Source organism: Psychroserpens sp. AS72, assembly GCF_038900375.1.
In the GTDB taxonomy this organism is placed as follows: domain Bacteria; phylum Bacteroidota; class Bacteroidia; order Flavobacteriales; family Flavobacteriaceae; genus Psychroserpens.
Map to the genome: position 1 here is coordinate 163,180 of NZ_JBBMRC010000006.1, position 17,556 is coordinate 180,735.

General features: G+C 32.7%; 17 protein-coding genes. 9 read left to right on the top strand and 8 right to left on the bottom strand.

What is annotated here, in order from left to right; genetic code table 11:
• Positions 1-13: 13 nt before the first annotated feature.
• Entirely contained in the window at positions 14-2,026 is a 2,013-nt protein-coding gene (locus WNY78_RS12820; protein ID WP_342873604.1) for a urocanate hydratase, read from the bottom strand.
• Entirely contained in the window at positions 2,026-2,187 is a 162-nt protein-coding gene (locus tag WNY78_RS12825; protein WP_342873605.1) for a DUF5522 domain-containing protein, read from the bottom strand. The genes WNY78_RS12820 and WNY78_RS12825 overlap by 1 nt, the downstream gene beginning before the upstream one ends.
• A 49-nt stretch (positions 2,188-2,236) precedes the next feature.
• On the opposite strand from WNY78_RS12825, the gene WNY78_RS12830 reads away from it, so the two are divergent.
• Positions 2,237-2,560 carry a hypothetical protein gene (locus WNY78_RS12830; protein WP_342873606.1) on the top strand — a complete coding sequence of 108 codons (324 nt, stop codon included), beginning with the start codon at positions 2,237-2,239 and terminating at the stop codon, positions 2,558-2,560.
• On the opposite strand, the gene WNY78_RS12835 is transcribed toward WNY78_RS12830, so the two are convergent.
• The gene (locus WNY78_RS12835; RefSeq protein WP_342873607.1) at positions 2,561-7,366 is read right to left on the bottom strand and encodes a T9SS type A sorting domain-containing protein; all 4,806 of its coding nucleotides are present in this window, start codon (positions 7,364-7,366) and stop codon (positions 2,561-2,563) included.
• 154 nt (positions 7,367-7,520) lie between these two features.
• Between WNY78_RS12835 and WNY78_RS12840 the strand changes: the two genes are divergently transcribed.
• From WNY78_RS12840 to hemL, 3 genes are read left to right on the top strand one after another with little or no spacing between them, the layout of a single operon-like run.
• A complete protein-coding gene (locus tag WNY78_RS12840) occupies positions 7,521-8,411 on the top strand; it encodes a pyridoxal-phosphate dependent enzyme (protein ID WP_342873608.1) in 891 nt (296 codons plus the stop codon).
• Between the two features lie 5 nt (positions 8,412-8,416).
• Positions 8,417-9,208, top strand: coding sequence for a glucosaminidase domain-containing protein (locus tag WNY78_RS12845; protein WP_342873609.1), 792 nt, complete (start codon positions 8,417-8,419; stop codon positions 9,206-9,208).
• A gap of 1 nt (position 9,209) precedes the next feature.
• Positions 9,210-10,496, top strand: a complete 1,287-nt coding sequence (gene hemL / locus WNY78_RS12850; protein ID WP_342873610.1) for a glutamate-1-semialdehyde 2,1-aminomutase — start codon at positions 9,210-9,212, stop codon at positions 10,494-10,496.
• An 81-nt stretch (positions 10,497-10,577) separates the two neighbouring features.
• Here hemL and WNY78_RS12855 read toward each other — a convergent pair whose 3' ends face one another.
• The 3 genes from WNY78_RS12855 to WNY78_RS12865 all read right to left on the bottom strand — a co-directional run bounded on the left by WNY78_RS12855 (position 10,578) and on the right by WNY78_RS12865 (position 13,168).
• On the bottom strand, positions 10,578-10,907 hold the full coding sequence (locus tag WNY78_RS12855) for a hypothetical protein (RefSeq protein WP_342873611.1): 330 nt from the start codon (positions 10,905-10,907) through the stop codon (positions 10,578-10,580).
• A gap of 128 nt (positions 10,908-11,035) precedes the next feature.
• On the bottom strand, positions 11,036-11,488 hold the full coding sequence (locus WNY78_RS12860; protein ID WP_342873612.1) for a hypothetical protein: 453 nt from the start codon (positions 11,486-11,488) through the stop codon (positions 11,036-11,038).
• 168 nt (positions 11,489-11,656) lie between these two features.
• Positions 11,657-13,168 (bottom strand): hypothetical protein, encoded by a 1,512-nt coding sequence (locus WNY78_RS12865; RefSeq protein ID WP_342873613.1) that lies wholly within the window; start codon positions 13,166-13,168, stop codon positions 11,657-11,659.
• A 218-nt stretch (positions 13,169-13,386) separates the two neighbouring features.
• On the opposite strand from WNY78_RS12865, the gene WNY78_RS12870 reads away from it, so the two are divergent.
• The 5 genes from WNY78_RS12870 (at position 13,387) to WNY78_RS12890 (ending at position 15,653) form a co-directional block, all read left to right on the top strand.
• A complete protein-coding gene (locus tag WNY78_RS12870; RefSeq protein ID WP_342873614.1) occupies positions 13,387-13,545 on the top strand; it encodes a hypothetical protein in 159 nt (52 codons plus the stop codon).
• A 1-nt stretch (position 13,546) separates the two neighbouring features.
• A complete protein-coding gene (locus WNY78_RS12875) occupies positions 13,547-14,014 on the top strand; it encodes a hypothetical protein (protein ID WP_342873615.1) in 468 nt (155 codons plus the stop codon).
• Positions 14,015-14,126: 112 nt separating this feature from the next.
• Positions 14,127-14,609, top strand: a complete 483-nt coding sequence (locus tag WNY78_RS12880) for a hypothetical protein (RefSeq protein WP_342873616.1) — start codon at positions 14,127-14,129, stop codon at positions 14,607-14,609.
• A 73-nt stretch (positions 14,610-14,682) separates the two neighbouring features.
• Positions 14,683-14,871: a hypothetical protein gene (locus tag WNY78_RS12885; RefSeq protein ID WP_342873617.1), complete on the top strand. Its 189-nt coding sequence runs from the start codon at positions 14,683-14,685 to the stop codon at positions 14,869-14,871.
• A gap of 86 nt (positions 14,872-14,957) precedes the next feature.
• Positions 14,958-15,653, top strand: a complete 696-nt coding sequence (locus WNY78_RS12890) for a CPBP family intramembrane glutamic endopeptidase (protein WP_342873618.1) — start codon at positions 14,958-14,960, stop codon at positions 15,651-15,653.
• 26 nt (positions 15,654-15,679) lie between these two features.
• On the opposite strand, the gene WNY78_RS12895 is transcribed toward WNY78_RS12890, so the two are convergent.
• Together WNY78_RS12895 and WNY78_RS12900 are read right to left on the bottom strand one after the other, a co-directional pair.
• Entirely contained in the window at positions 15,680-16,282 is a 603-nt protein-coding gene (locus tag WNY78_RS12895) for an RDD family protein (protein ID WP_342873619.1), read from the bottom strand.
• A gap of 64 nt (positions 16,283-16,346) precedes the next feature.
• A complete protein-coding gene (locus tag WNY78_RS12900) occupies positions 16,347-17,552 on the bottom strand; it encodes an AbiH family protein (protein ID WP_342873620.1) in 1,206 nt (401 codons plus the stop codon).
• Positions 17,553-17,556 lie beyond the last annotated feature (4 nt).

Sequence of the window (17,556 nt, forward strand, 5' to 3'; positions counted from 1 at the left end):
TTTCTAATTTAAGTTAATGTATCGAGTTCAATAAAGTATCATCAACAATGTTAGGAAGCGTCACTTTTAAATTAGGTTCACTTTCCATAGCACGTTTAATAGCAAAAACCGCTTCTTCATTTCTAGCCCAACTACGTCTTGAAATTCCGTTATTGACATCCCAAAAGAGCATAGATTTTAAACGTTTTTCTGCTTCTATACTACCATCAAGAACCATACCAAAACCACCATTTATAACTTCTCCCCAACCAACGCCTCCGCCATTGTGGATACTTACCCAAGTGGCTCCTCTAAAGCTATCTCCAATGACATTTTGAATGGCCATATCAGCTGTAAATCGAGAACCATCATAGATATTACTAGTTTCTCTATATGGAGAATCTGTCCCAGAAACATCGTGATGATCTCTTCCTAGAATTACAGTTTCTACGTCTCCATTTTTAATTGCGTTGTTAAAAGCTTGGGCAATTTTCATGCGTCCTTCTGCATCTGCATATAGAATTCTTGCTTGAGAACCAACAACTAATTTGTTGTCGCGAGCTCCTTTAATCCATTGGATATTATCTGCCATTTGTTGTTGAATTTCTTCAGGAGAATTCTTTTTAATGGCTTCAAGAACAGTACAAGCAATCGCATCTGTCTTAGCTAAGTCTTCAGGTTTTCCAGAAGCACAAACCCATCTAAATGGACCAAAACCATAATCAAAACACATAGGTCCCATAATATCTTGAACATAGCTTGGGTATTTGAATTCGCGACCTATAGTTGGGTTATCAGACATTACATCTGCTCCAGCACGAGAGGCCTCAAGTAGGAAGGCGTTTCCGTAGTCAAAGAAATAGGTTCCTTTAGCAGTATGCTTATTTATAGCTTTTGCATGACGACGTAACGTTTCTTGAACTTTAGTTTTAAATACCTCAGGTTGATTAGCCATCATGTCATTTGCATCGTCAAAAGACATATCTACTGGGTAGTAACCTCCAGCCCATGGATTATGAAGTGAGGTTTGGTCACTTCCTAAATCAATATGAATATTAGCTTCATCAAATTTTTCCCACACATCTACAATATTTCCTAAATAGGCTATTGATATGGTTTGTTTGTCTGCTTTCGCTTTATTTACTCGTTCTACTAATTGGTTTAAATCAGTGATTTTTTCATCTATCCAACCTTGATCCAATCGTACTTGAGTTATTTTAGGATTTACTTCTGCACAAACTGTAATGCATCCTGCGATGTTACCAGCTTTAGGCTGTGCTCCAGACATTCCTCCAAGTCCAGAAGTAACAAATAAATTACCTTTTGGTTCTTTTTTTATTTTTCTGAAACCATTTAAAACTGTAATTGTTGTTCCATGAACAATACCTTGAGGTCCAATATACATAAAGCTTCCAGCTGTCATTTGACCATATTGTGTGACTCCAAGCGCATTAAATTTTTCCCAATCGTCAGGTTTTGAGTAGTTGGGAATCATCATTCCGTTAGTCACAACCACTCTTGGTGCTCCTTTATGACTTGGGAATAAACCCATAGGATGACCAGAATACATTGCGAGTGTTTGCTCATCATTCATTTCAGAAAGGTATTTCATTGTCAATCTATATTGAGCCCAATTAGAAAACACACCTCCATTGCCACCATAAGTGATCAACTCATGTGGATGTTGTGCTACAGCATAATCCAAATTGTTTTGAATCATTAACATAATTGCAGCTGCTTGTTTCGATTTTGCAGGATAATCATCAATTGGTCTAGCATACATTTTGTAATCTGGACGTAAACGGTACATGTATATCCTTCCGTAGGTGTCTAATTCATTTTTGAACTCAGGGAGTAGTACTTCGTGATGTGACTTGTCAAAATAACGTAATGCATTTTTTAATGCTAATTTTTGTTCTTCCTTAGACAAAATAGCTTTCCGCTTTGGCGCATGATTTATAGTTGGATCATAAGGTTTTGAATCTGGAAGTTGACTTGGGATTCCTTCTTGTATCTGATCTTGAAATGATGTTATAGTTGCTGACATTACTTTTTTTTTAAAGTTTTTTTATCAAATCCATATGGGCAATGTCTACAGCCACTTTCACAGCAATAGCCTCTTTTTAAAAGATATTGCTCTGTAAAACAGCGATAACCTTCAGGTGTTAGGTAATAATCACCATCCTCTAATGGAATAATTTTCTTCATATCTTACAAAGATAATGTAAATTGGAAAGATTTTTGAGTAGTATTAAATATGGTTATAATTTCAAAATATTTAGTTCCTAGAGGGTATATTGGTATCACTATTTTTCCGTTTATTTTTCTGAAATATTACAACTTGAAATCTAGTCCTGTTTTAATGAATCATGAGAAAATTCATATGAGACAACAATTAGAATTATTAGTGATTCCTTTTTATATTTTTTATACTATTGAATTTGTAATACGATTAATTCAGTATAAAAAATGGTATTTAGCTTATCAAAATATTTCTTTTGAACGCGAAGCGTATTATAAAGAAAAAGACCTTAATTATTTAAAATCAAGGCCTTTTTGGTCATTTGTTAGTTATTTATAATTATTGCCTTATGACAACTTTTTGAATTTTTTGTTGACCATTAAACAATGCTGCTTTTACAAAATAAGCACCATCTGATAATCTTGTTTCATTTAAAATAAATTCTGTTTGGTTGATATCTTCAGTTGTAAAAATTATTCGACCTACAATATCATAAATAGTTACAGAATTGATTATTCCTATTTCCGAAGTTACCTTTATGTATTCGCTTTTAGGAGCAATTATTGAGATACCTTCATTACCATCAAATTGGTTGACATCTAAAGTTTCATCTGTATATCTTAAAATAAAACGATCATTATGTATGCCTGCCTCAATAGTGAAACTATAAGGAGCGAGACGTATGTCATGAATAATATTTAACGCTGTGTCTTCAATATAGATATTTTGATTTTCGGTAATGAAAAGACCATCTATAGTATTAATTGCTATGGTATGACTTCCAGTTTCGTTAGCAATAATACCTAAAGGAACAGAGTCTTCTGGTAGAAAGGGCAACGATCTACCTTGTATTGATAAGGTTTCATTGTCTAAAATAGAATAAAAACCACTGTTATCACCACTACTAAAATCATACCCATCAAATAAACGATCAAAACCATTTGTTGCGTTTTGTACGTAACCAACCAGTATAGTATTGGTAATATTATTTGGCGATAATAGGTCTAACCATATTCTGTGTTTCGCAGTGTTTTCTTCACTTTCTTCAGTATTTGTTCTATAGAAATTACTATTGTCATAATTAGGGAGTACCTCTCTCATACTATTATTAAATGTAACATTTGTTCCAGAGGTTGCTCCATGATTCATCATTACAAAAAATGCTTGTCCTGAACCAATGAATAAATCATTTGTACCAGGAGGATTAGAACCTGTGTTATTATGTTCTATATAATCATTACCATCATAGTTATATACGTAATCTTCATAGAATGGGTCTAAAGTTGCTGCAGAGTATGTTGAACTATGAGGCCATACATAAACTGTACCATTAATATTGGTATTTAAGTTCGTAAACGCATTTGCTGAAATTGCAGAAGGGTATGGGTTTCCAATTAAATTCCAGTTATCATCTTCATTTGTAGCAGTATTTCCAACACCTGCATAATTCCCACCGTTCCAGCCACCATGAAAGATAGCTTTTGTTATAATTCCATTATTTGGTACTCCACTAAATAGCGCAGTATTATTTGATATTGCATAAGCTGTTGCAGGAATTGTTGCTGGAGTTCCGCCAAGACCTCTAACAATATAACCTGTACCATTTGTCATAGCGCCAGAAGCACCAAACCACTCACCATAATTACCTGCGCCATTTCCTCCAACAGTTGGAGTCCAGCCATATATTTGACTAGAAGAAGGTGAGATATTAGTTACTTGAAAATTAGCTACTGGAGACGACCAATAGACATATTCTGTACCTAAGACAGCACTTTCATCAAAATTAGGTGAACGTTGCATATGAATGTTACCAGTGTTAACTGCAGAATCTTCAAATTGAACAAGACTTGAGCTACTTTTTAAATTGAAAATCCCAGTATTTTGTACATCAACCCATTCTTGTACTATTATTTCGGTGTCAGTTCCAATCACAAGATATGAATTAGGTAGTAGAGTTAAATTTCTAGCTAAAGCGGGTTGAGGAGGTAGTGGGATTAAGTTAACAATGTCAGCTATTGGAGCATTACCATTAGAAACAGCAGTAGCTGGTATCACAACACAATCGGCACTTGTAGGTACTCCTGTAGGAGTCCAGTTACTAGCGATGTACCAATCGTCATTCACAGATCCATTCCATGTTTTACTACCATTAGTTACCACTACTTCATCAGTTAGGGTAATATCTGGACCACCACATGTAGAATACGTTGCAACAGCAGTATAAGTTCCTGCAGCAGTTGCAGTGTATGTATTGGTTGTTGCATCAGGAGCACCTGAAGTATCAGTTCCTACGTACCATTCTACACCAGTAAGTCTAGATGCACCATTTGGGACAAAACGCCAAGCTTCATTGGTTACTTCCCAATTGGTATCAAGACCATTTCTACATGGAGCAGTAATATATTGATTGTTAGGTCCTAATGGCGTTATGTCTCCTTGAAGACCTACAATAGCATTACCATCATTCCATGGAAATATATTATTATCATCTATTCGTTTCTCTTCAATATAAACTTCAATAACGTTTGTTGTTTCATATAATACCATTAGACCAGAATATAGTATGGAGTTATCACTATACATTGGTACGTCATTCCATTCTGCAATAAATTTCCTACAACCTACAGAGCCTTGAGTTCTTGTGGTAATAGCATTTGCTGGAAGCCCTCTAGGATCTATATCATGATATACACCATATATTGTCTTTTCAAATAAATCACCAACTGTACTTGGTAAGCTGTTATCAAATTCATAACCACAACTTGTTCCGGGAGTTATAGTACCTGTCATAAAATAAGGAGCTCCAGGTGCATTAACATCAAAAGTAAGCATGCTATTTGCTCCTGCTAATGTATATTCATATTCATTGTCATAGAAGCAAAATGGGAACCCAAGTGCTGTAGGTGTATCTGCCCATTGATCATCGTCAGAAATAGAAGAATTGCTAACAGTTGCTCCTATATTTGTTATGATTGAATATGGTATCTTAATAACATCATAAGACGTCGTTTCATATAATTGTGCATTGGTAGCTAGATTTACGGAAGCTGTATTACAATCTAATGCAAAACTAGGATTAGGGTTGTATGGAGTTACGGCAAAAGGATCTGTACCAGCTTCATCAATAACCATTTCACAAGTATTAGGTATAATTTCTATAGCTGGTGTTGAACAAGGTTCTGTTATACATATACTAAAAGATCCTGAATCGGAACTAACACTATCCCAACTATAAACTCTTATAAAATAGACATTACCTATAGTTAAGCCTGTTAAATTAATTATTTCTTCATCTGGATCCCAAGCGCCTGGAGCATTAATGTCTTCACAGTCTAAACTTGTTAAGGTACCACACGTACCAGAAAATACTTGTAAGACCAAATCATAAATAGTTCCTGATTCTACTGTTACTGTATGGTCAGTTGCTGTTGCTGTAAAGGAGTACCATACGTCATCATCTGCAGTACCTGTACAACCAGCTTGTGATTGTGTTGCATATTCTGTAGTGCCTGTAGTGCTAATACACGTTGTGTTAGAAGTTAATACTATGGCTCCAGCGCAATCATCATTAGGAGGAGGAGCAGGTGTACCAACACAAACGTCAAAAGTACCTTGATTACCATTTCCTCCATAAGAATATACTCTTAAGAAATATGTGCTTCCAATTGTAAGGCCATTTGCAAAAATAGTCTCATCACCTCCTCCATCTGAACAATCAATATTTACACCATTACAAGCGCCAGACCTTAAATCAATAACTAAATCGCCAATTGAGCCTTGAGTTACTTCAATAACATGAGAAGTAGAAGTAGCTACAAAACTAAACCAAACATCGTCATCGGCATTACCAGTAAAAAAACCGCAGGTTATAGCAGCTATACTTTGGGATGCGCCAATAGTGGATCCTGATGTAGTTACGCCACAATTGAGATCGGGATTTACAGTTAGAGCTACTGCTCCAGAACACTCATTGTTAGTAATTGGTGTTAATGTAGTTTCATTACCATTTAAAGAATTACTATAAATAGGACCACCAGAGCATCCAGAGTTATTGTAAGCAAACACATAAAAATAATAGGTTGTAGTATCATTTAAACCCGTAGCATTAAAGTTAGTGTTTCCATCATTATCAATAACAGTAGCACCTAAGGCTGTATTGCCAATATTATAAGTAGTTCCGTCAACTGGAGCTGTTGGAGCAATCCCAGTTGTATTCATTAGAACCATGTAATTGTCTGCTCCTGAACCAGTAAAAGTACCTGCAATAGAATTCAGATTAACAGTTCCAAATGTTAGTGCTGTAGGTGTTGTTGGTGCAGTACATGGTGGAGGTATGCCGCAAATAGTTGCTTCCCAACCAGAACGAATAGCGCTTACATCACTAGTGAAAACAAATGTTAGAGCTTGTGTGGCATGTGTAGATGTGAAAGGTCCTATTGTACCTAAGTTGCCTGAAAATGGTGAACCTGCGACTTGAGGCGATCCAGCATCTGGTCCATCATAAACGTAAAAAAAATCATAGCCAGCTTCTGTATTAAAAGCAGTAAATGTAGCGGTAACAGGACCACCATCCGGATAAAACGTCCATGTTTCATTTTCATTGTTAGAATAATTACCACCTGCACCACCTGTATCGTAAAAACTGGTCATTGTGCCTGGGCAACTTGAAACTACGTTTGTATTATAGACACAAATTGTACCATTCATGTTATTATTACTATTCCAATCTTGGATTCTTATTTTGTAAGTTGTGCCAATAGTTGTAAGGTAAACAATTGTCTCATCTACACCATCACCTCCTCCATCTGAACAGTCAATACTTACCATGTCAGGATCGCATCCAGCATCAAAAAGAGTAAGGACGGGATCTCTATTATTAGCAGATGGAGAATAAGTTATTGTTGTTGATGTACTGGTTGCTACAAACCAACCCCAAGCATCATCTGTATCAGATGCATTGCACGTAAAATTAGAATCCCAATAATCAGAGTTGTTATTGCTATCCCAAGCAATTGGGTTGCAAGAAGAATCAACAGTGATTTCCGAACCAGCACCCGTATTACAGTTGTTGGAAGGGGTTTGCCCAAACCCATTAATATTTATAAAAAAAGTAAATATTAAAAGCAGAAGTAATTTTTTAATCATAATCTATATCTTTAAACACATTAATTATTGTGTTGTTAGTGTTTTTGTAATAGTAGGCGCTATTAAGTATAGATTTGGGAACTAAAACGTTAAAGTATTAAAAATAATAACAATTTTAACATTTTTTTAGATAATTATTAAAGATTTAGTTAACATGTTAGAAATTATCGACTATAGGAACTTTGAAATTGATAATCAGGTGTTTATAAAACCAGATTTTATGAACCATAACACCGTGTCTGGTAATAAATTAAGAAAGTTAAAGTATAACCTTATTGAGGCCAAGAATGATGGTTTAAACACCCTTTTAACTTTTGGTGGTGCCTTTTCAAATCACATATCGGCTGTCGCTTCTGCAGGACAATTACTAGGTTTTAAAACTATTGGTATCATTAGAGGTGAAGAATTGGCGTCAAAAATAGAATCTAACGCTACATTAAGCTATGCTCAGTCGTGTGGAATGTCTCTTAAGTTCATTTCAAGAGAACACTATAGAGATAAAGCAAATAGTGATTTCATATCTGGATTACATGAGGAGTTTGGTGAATTTTACTTGCTTCCAGAAGGTGGAACTAATGCTTTAGCTATAAAAGGGTGTGAAGAAATTTTGACTGAAGCAGATAAAGACTTCGATTATATTTGTTGTTCGGTTGGGACAGGAGGTACTATTTCTGGTTTGATTAATTCGGCTTTGCCACATCAAAAAATAATCGGATTTCCTGCTTTAAAAGGTGATTTTTTAACTGAAGAAATTACTAAATTTGTGACCAGTACAAATTGGGAGTTAATAACCACGTATCATTTTGGTGGCTACGGAAAAGTGAACAATACTTTAATTGAGTTTATCAATAATTTTAAGGCAACCAACACTATTCAGTTAGATCCTATTTATACAGGAAAAATGATGTTTGGAATTTACGATTTAATTGAAAAAGGCTATTTTCCGAAGGGATCAAAAATATTAGCAATCCATACAGGTGGATTGCAAGGCATAGAAGGAATGAATCAAAGATTGAAACAACAAAATAAGCCTTTAATCGTTTGAAGTTTATGAAGAAAATAATTGTGTTTATAGTAATAGGTTTTTTGGCTTTTAGTTGTGCCTCAAAGAAAAAAGTGATTACTAAAAAAGATAAAAGAACTACAAAAACTGAGCAGGTTGTAGTGAACCCAAAAACAACTGAAACATCTACAAAAACGCCTGATATCCCAGAAAATTCAAATCTTAGTGCTGTTGAGATTTATATCTTAAAATATAATGCCATCGCTATGGATGAAATGCGTTCCTATAAAATTCCTGCAAGTATCACACTAGCTCAAGGAATTCTAGAATCTGGTTCTGGTAAAGGTCGATTATCGGTTGAGGCAAATAATCACTTCGGTATTAAATGTCATGGCTGGACAGGTAAAAAAATCTATCATGATGATGATGCCTCTCAAGAATGTTTTAGAAAATACGATCATGCAGAATCCTCCTTTGAAGACCACTCTAAGTTTTTAACTGGTAGAAGTAGATATGCAAAATTATTTAAACTGAAACCTGATGACTACAAAGGTTGGGCAAGAGGTTTAAGAGCTGCTGGTTATGCAACAGATAGAAAATATCCTGATAAATTAATCAGTCTCATCGAGCGTTATAATCTTGATAAATATGATGATATTATATTAGGAAATACTGCTGCAATTGCTGCTGTTGAAGTCAATCATATTGTTATAAAAGGTGATACGTTATACTCATTATCAAAAAAATACAACACAACTGTTGATGAGCTTAAACGTCTTAATCGACTAAATTCTAATGAAATCTCATTAGGTCAACGACTCATAATAAAATCAAAGTAACATGTTATATAAACGTAGTAGTGCGTTATTTAAAAACGCAGAAAACGTTATTCCAGGAGGTGTAAATTCTCCAGTGCGTGCTTTTAAAGCTGTTGGAGGAACACCAATTTTTGCAAAATCTGCTAAAGGTGCTTATGTCTATGATGAAGATGATAATCGCTACATAGATTACATAAATTCTTGGGGACCAATGTTGTTAGGTCATGCTTTTGAGCCTGTAGTAAATGCAGTAATTGAAAAAGCAAAAAACGGAACATCCTTTGGAATGCCTACAGAAATTGAAACTAAAATTGCAGAATTAGCAGTTTCAATGGTTCCAAATGTGGATAAAATACGATTTGTAAATTCTGGTACAGAAGCTTGTATGAGTGCAGTACGACTAGCAAGAGGGTTTACAGGAAAAGAGAAAATTATAAAATTTGCAGGCTGTTATCATGGTCATAGTGATGCTTTTTTAATCCAAGCAGGAAGTGGTGCAGTTACATTTGGTAGTCCTAATAGTCCTGGTGTTACCAAAGGAACTGCAAAGGATACATTGTTGGCGAGATTCAACGATATTGATAATGTGAAGGCATTAATGGAAGCCAATACAAATGAGATTGCTTGTGTAATTATTGAGCCAGTTGCAGGTAATATGGGTTGTATTCCGCCAAAGGATAATTTTTTACAAAAACTTAGAACATTGTGTGATGAGCATAATGTACTTCTTATTTTTGATGAGGTTATGACTGGTTTTAGACTGACTAAAGGTGGTGTTCAAGAACTTTACGGTATTGATGCAGATATTATGTGCTTCGGAAAAGTCATAGGTGGAGGATTGCCTGTTGGAGCATTTGCTGCTCGTAATGAAATTATGAATCATTTGGCACCTTTAGGTAATGTCTATCAAGCTGGAACGCTAAGTGGTAATCCGTTGGCAATGGCAGCAGGTTTAGCAATGCTTACAGCAATTGAAAATGATAAGGACTTATTTAAAAGATTAGCAGACAAAACAGAATATCTTCACAAAGGATGTGCAGCAGCTTTACATAAATTCAATGTAACGCATACCATTAATAGGAGAGGGTCAATGATTTCTATTCACTTTTCCGAAGATGAAGTTATTGATTTTGAAAGTGCAGTAAAAGGAAATAATGAAACGTTTAAAACGTTTTTCCATGGGATGTTAAATGAAGGAATTTATATTGCGCCAAGTGCTTTTGAAACTTGGTTCATAACAGATGCTTTAACTTATGAAGATTTGGATGAAACCATAAGAGCTGTTGAGAAAGTAGCTCAGACTTTATAAATAAAGAAGATTAATTTATACCAAAAAGAAAAGCGACAATCTTTATGATTGTCGCTTTTTTTATGATGTCTACTAGAATAATTAGAGTCCTCTAATTAATTCTAGGTAGTTGTGATATTCGTATTCTGAAAGCACCTTTTTTAAATCTTCATCTAAAACTGCTTCTATCTTTTTTAAACGTTCTGTATTAGCTTCTAAATTGTTACTTATCTTTTTATACGCAATACCATAAGATTGATATGCTCTATAAACATCATCCATTTTTGTCTGGTCAAATTTGATGACTTTTCTAAGCTCTTTAGTTTTAGTATTTGCTTCTGCATTAATTTCTAAAGTATTTTGTGCAGTCATATTTTGAGTGCTGAACAATAATGTAACAGCAAATACGCAAAGTGTAATTATTTTTTTCATTGTCTTGGAATGTAAATTGTTCTACAAGATATAAAATTAGTGATTTTTTGACATAAAAATAAGCATCAATTAAAAAAATCGATGCTTATTAACTAAAACTAATCTAAACCAATCAAAATCTATTGTTTTTATCTGTTTGCTTTACGTTCTTTTTTATTTTTAGATTTATGCATACGCTTTCCTTGCATCTTAGTCCATTTCTCATATTGCTCAGCAGTTAAAATAGATTTCATTTTTTGCTTCATTGCAATTTGACTGTCTAATTTTGCATTCCTCATTTTTAAAACCTCTTCTTTTGTAGGTTTTTTAGCATCATCATCCTTTTTTGCTTTTTCACGCTCAGCCATGTTTTCTTTTCGTTCTGTTGCTTGAGCTAAAAGCACTGTTTTTACTTGAGCTTGTTGAGCAGTAGATAGATCTAATTCTAAAGTCATTTTTTTAGAACCTAAGGTTGCAATTTCTTCAGCAGAAAGATTTTTCATCATTTTTCTTTCGCCTCTTTCTCCACCTTTTCTTTTGTCTTGTGCAACCGCTTGTAGTGTTACGAACGCAATTGCAATTAAAATTATTTTTTTACTCACGCCATTCTTATTGATTAAGTATTCGTGAAAATTTTTCAAATTTTTCATAATATGTATTAATTTAATTATTATTACTGAAACCGGTTCAGTATGAATTTGTTTTTTAATCGATTGCTCTTTGGACTCAAAAAATTCAAATAGGTTTAATTTTATATGTTATTTTAACCTCTAATTAACATCTTGCGCTTTTTTTACTAGCGCTAATGTTGTTTCATAAAGAGGCATGTTTTCCATTTTACTTTTTAGCCAAGCATAGAAACTCATTACAAAAATGTCTTCTTGCTTTTCATTGATCCATGTGAAAGCATGCTCTACTTTGTCTTTAAATTTTTGTGTAGTGACTTGTTCCGGGTTTTTGTAAAAAGACTCTACAATTTTTATGAATGTCACGACACGTTCTTGCTTAATTTGTTTTAAGTAATCAAAATAGGAACGTTTAAAACTCTTAAGACGAGACTCGGTTAAATCTAATTCTCCAAGTTCTATGAAGAGGATGATTTCGGCTAAATTCTTTTTAATAACCCATTCTTTTCCTGCTTTTTCAATGTAATAATTATCTGTGTGGTAGAACTTTGAAAAAATGGTTTTGGCTTCTTTAAAATCTGCTTTTTGCATATAAAACATGACTAAACCTAAATGAATGTCGAGCACAGATTCTAAATCGCTATGCTTGGTTTGTTTTACAGATTCTAAAAGCGAAATAGCTTTGTCTTGTTGGTTGTTGTAATTAAGATTGAGTGCTGTTAGTAAATGATATTTCAGCTTAAAAGTAGCATCATATTTTTTTCTTTGTGCCTGCATTAACGATTTCATAAGTTCTAAATACGTTAAAGAGTCGTGAAATTTCTTATTTCTGAATAGCGTATTCGCAATCATATAAACCACTTGAATATGATATACCAACTGCTTATCTTTTGCCTTATGATTTTTGATTTTCTCGTATGTAGCGATTAAAAAAGGTTCAACTTTTAAATGGTCATTGGTTACAAAAGCCGACAGACTTACAATGGTCATTAATTGATAAAGCGATTTAAAAGACAGCGTTTCACTAATTTCAATATTGTGTTCTTTTAACGTATTATTTAAAATGGTTTCAAAATCTAACACTTTTCCTTTATAGGTTATATCACTCAGGGTTTGCCTAATTTTTGCATACACTATATTTAATTCTTCTTCAATAAAATGATGTTTTTGGTTGCTTCGGAAATTGGAGATCAACACGTCTATCTCTACGGAAGGATTCATATAGGCATACTGGATTTTTGTATGATAGATCTCATTTAAAATAGGGAACAACTGATGTTCTTGCGCTAAGCCTTCAGCTTTGTCTAAAATTTTATAAGCTATTTTTGGCTTTTTATGAATGAGAAATGTTCGTGAAGCCAATATGTATTTAATGATTTGCATGTCTACAGAATTCTCTTCCTCTAGATTTAAGTTTGCAATAAAATCAATGAGTGATTGATACAATCTTTTTCTCAGTGCATGGTAGGCAACTTTGTTATCTGCTTTGTAAATGGTTTTACAAATCTCCTTTGAGGTCAGTTCGTTTTCCGCTAAAAGCCTAAAAAGTTCTATGTTTTTGGTGTCGTTTCGTTTGTTCTTTTTCTCGAGGTAATTGATAAAGCGTTGCTCATCTTCCGAAGAAAACGTTGAAACTATGGCGTTTAAGTCTGTCATGTTCACTTTCCGTGAAAACGGAAATCTTTTTACATATGCCCATGAAAACGGGATTATGTTTAGTTAATTAATCGTCAGTTAAAATATGATATATCAAGTAAATATAATATTAAATGATGTATTTGTAAATATGTAATCGTCAGTTTATTGTAAAAATTGTATTTCTTAACATTGTAAACCATCGCATATTTGTCCTGTAATCAACTAAACAAAACAGTATGCGACAGTATATTAAAATTACCAGCTTTATAATTGCGATATGTACACTCGTTATTTTTTCAAAACAAATTCAAGATGAAATAGTAGAACGTTACACGAATAGCGTTGAGAAACTAGCAAGTTTGACGCTATCGAGTTCAAACCCAATTGGTTTTTAAGATGCAACTCAAAAAATTAAATACTGCATTTATTGTCACGACAGGAGTTTCAGTAATTGTGTTTGTCTATTTGGTGTTTTTGGGATATGACGAAATCAAAACCTTGAAAGATGTTGTAAAAATTATAGCATCAATTTTGTTCCCATTGCCAATGTTGTTTTTTGTGCGTTTTCTTTTAATAGAACATTTTTTGCCACAAAATACAGACGAATACAAGCTGAAACATCAAAAACCTGCAACCATTTTACTCATTGTGAGTGTGGTGATAGGCGTAGTGAGTATGCAAGCCATAGAGTGGATGACTGGTCAAAAATTAGAAGATCATCTCGTTTTTGCACACCTAATTAACTCCACAACAATAAGTAGCTATGTCCTCAATTATATTTTGTACAACAATTTGAGAGTCAACGGAATTTTAAGTGGTGTCCTGCTCTCATTAGCTATTCATGTGTTTTTTCTAACCGCTTAATTGCTACAAATTTTTATGAAAAATGTCATTCAGAGCATAGCGAAGAATCTAAAATAAAAAATTAATAAATCAACATGTACTGAACTAGTTTCAGTATCAAAAATTTAAAATTATGAATCCAATTATTCAACCTCCAAAACCGAGAAGTAATTCAAACAAAAGGGAATTGTTATTTATGTTTCAATCTATAATTGTAACCGGTTTATTAGCTTTTACAGCTATTGCGTTTTTCTTTTATTATGATTTAACTATTGTAAAAGGTATCAAAGTCATTTTTGCCCCATTTTTATCTGTTGTGCCATTGCTATTTATTTTATCTATTCTTAGAGATTTGAGAAAAGGCTTTAAAGAAGGCAATTATTCTAAAGATGAGATTATTAAATTCTGTTTGATTACTGTTGGAATTACTGCCGCTTTTACAGGAATCACGTATTTACTTTCAGAAATTAAAGCATTAGAAATTCTATTAGCAGCAATTATGGCCATCTTAAGTGCAGTTTTCTTTTTAAGAAGTAAAATCAAAGATATTTTAGGTATGAGCATCATCACAGGAATTGCCGAAGGTATTATCGTCTATATGATCTTTTTGTTTTGATGATTGGTTAGTTAGTAACCCAAAACCTTTCGGGTGCAAAAGCCTGAGAGGTTTTAAAATTAAAATTAGTGCTATGAATGATTCTTATAAAGTTTGGACTTTAGTGTTTTCCGGTTTTTTGACATTGATTATGACTTCTTTTTTTCCAGATTCTGGAGGTGGAGCAGCAATGTTGCTTTTTATTACGGTACCTTTTTTTATTGTTTTAGGAATTATACTCGCACTTTTTTATCGGTTTATTTCTAAAAAAGTAAAAGATTAAGATGTTAAAGGAATTGTGTTTAGCCTTCTGTTATTTTTTATGGTTGCTCTAAATATTATGGCTTTTCCATTTTAAAAATGACTATCATGAAACAAAAACTCACCAAATACCTCACAGATTTCTCAAACTTCAATTTAACAAGACCAGCAAGTGATACAGTGAGAATTCTAGAAATTCTAGCTGTTGTTATTACAGGAGTAGGGAAGTTTGTCTTTATGGATTATCTTAATTGTCGATTACCATTTGTAATTGTCGCAATTGTATCTTGGTTATTATATGTGCGATATCGTTATAAAAAAGATCAACAAGTCTTGAGAGATTGGGGATTTAGAAAAGATAATTTCAAACCCGTTTTAAAGTTGGTGCTACCATTTGCTATCGTTTCGTTAGTGTCCTTTTTTGTGATTGGTTTTATCCAGGGAACACTAAATCCAACGTGGCATATCATACCATTACTCATCACATATCCAATTTGGGGAACGGTTCAACAGTTTTTAACCATTGGTTTGGTCGCTGGGAATTTGAGTACGCTAAAATCTATAAAACTAAAAAAAGGAATAGTCATTTTAATTACTGCAACTTTATTTTCATTAGTGCATTATCCATCTTTATGGCTACTGATTGGCACATTTATATTGGCTTTATTTTATGGGTATATTTATCTGAAATCTAAAAACTTGTACGTCTTAGGCTTATGTCATGGTTGGCTCGGAGCTTTGTTTTATTATACAGTTGTTAACCAAGATCCATTTGCAGATGTGTTTTTAAAATATGTACACTAGCACTTTTTAATCTGTGTTTTAGAGATCTACTTTTTGCCTATTCTTTTAAACATCACTGTTAAAGCATAAACAGTTGCTAAGATTAAAGCAGTAAGCAGCGCAAATTTTGCAGATGATTTAAAAGTTGTTTCGATGAAATAATACATCCAGCCTATGGCAATTAATATATTAAACAGCACGATCATGTATTGTCTAGATTCTACTCTTTTAAGGTTACTATCTTGTATTACAAACGTGTTTGAAATTTGATCATGAACAGCTCTTTCATCATCACTAATTCCAGATAAAACGCTTAAAAACCGACTGAGATTTCTTATAAGTAATTGAAATATGCTTGGCTTATTTCCATTTTTATCAACGACTTTACTTTGCGTTTGAAACTTTCCAGGTGTTCTACTATAAATAGCTTCAAAGCTAAAATAATATAGAAATCTGATTCCGAAATAAATCCCGAAACCATTGAGATACGTTGTGAAACCTAACACAATTGATGGATGTATAAAGTAGATGAGGACTAGAACTAAGAGTCCTAAAACAGATGATAGAATAAAATCAATCCCTAGATTTTCACCACGTTCCGTTTCATTGGCTAGGTTGTGGTTTGGGTATTTTTGGTTTGTTATTTTCATGATTTAAATAAGAATGTAATGTATGTGTCCATAGAACTAGTAATTATCTATTTTCATTTTATGTTTAAAATACTCCAATACTCATTGGAGTATCTTTAATATTTTTATTTAAAAGTTTTTTAAATTCAGGGGAATCTATTAATTCAAATAACAAAATTTCATCTTTCATAAGTCTTTCAATATCTTTTTTACCTCTTATTATAAGTAGATTAATTAGGAGTTGCGATCTAGACTTTTCTGTATGATATGCTATAACAATGTTTTTCGACTTAGCATGAGATTGATTAACGAAATCAAATACTTCATTTATGTAATCCTCATCAGATTTATTTAATGAGTGACCTACAAAGAAAAACATGTGATTATATTTTTGTCTGTCTTCAATTTCTTTTAAAAATAAATAATCAGATTTATTGTTAAGTTTTTGAAAGTATTTAGTGAAAGGTAAAAAATATCTCTTCTCTAAGGTAGTGTTCGGGATTTCATTAATTCCTAAAACAATTTTGTTTAATTCTGAATTAATATTTCCATGAAGAAAACTTGTTGTCAAGTTACTGTTAAAAAACCTCTCAAAACTTGGAGTGTAATTAAATGTGTAGTGTTTATCAATTGAAAAGAATTGATTTTTGTCTAATTCAACTTTTAAATTGTCATACATGGGATAAACAAAAATTTCAAAATAATAATTAAAAATTTTTTTAAAAATAACAAGTTCATTTAGTAAGAACTTTGTGATTTTGTCAATGTCAATGTTTATAAAGAAACCATATTTCTTAATTAGATATTTTTCATTTAGAAAAATATTACCATTTTCCTTTAATGAAATGATATCAAATTTATTGAGAACATATATGATTTCTGCATTATTATTGAATAAATCTGGATAATACTCTATTATACTTTCTATTGATCCATTAGCGAAAATATTAGTTTTTAGATATTCTGCTGAACTAAAAAGTATTTTTAAAACATATTCAATCTTATTTTCAAAATCTATCCAGCTTTCAATATGAAATTCACTTTTAAAGAAATCATACCATTGACTATCTTTCATATTACTTTCTAAAAGTTTAATCTTTTGAGCATCAAGCTCAAATGGCTTAAAATTTTTAGCTAATAATTTGTTCTCAGCAAATTGAGAAAAAATCAAATTATAATCTTGTTTTTGGTTTGATTCAATTTTATTTAGAATATTAATAAAATCACTATAAGAGGTTGGTAGTCCGTAATTTAAATCAAATCCATTTCCAGTAATTAATATTTTTGACATTTTT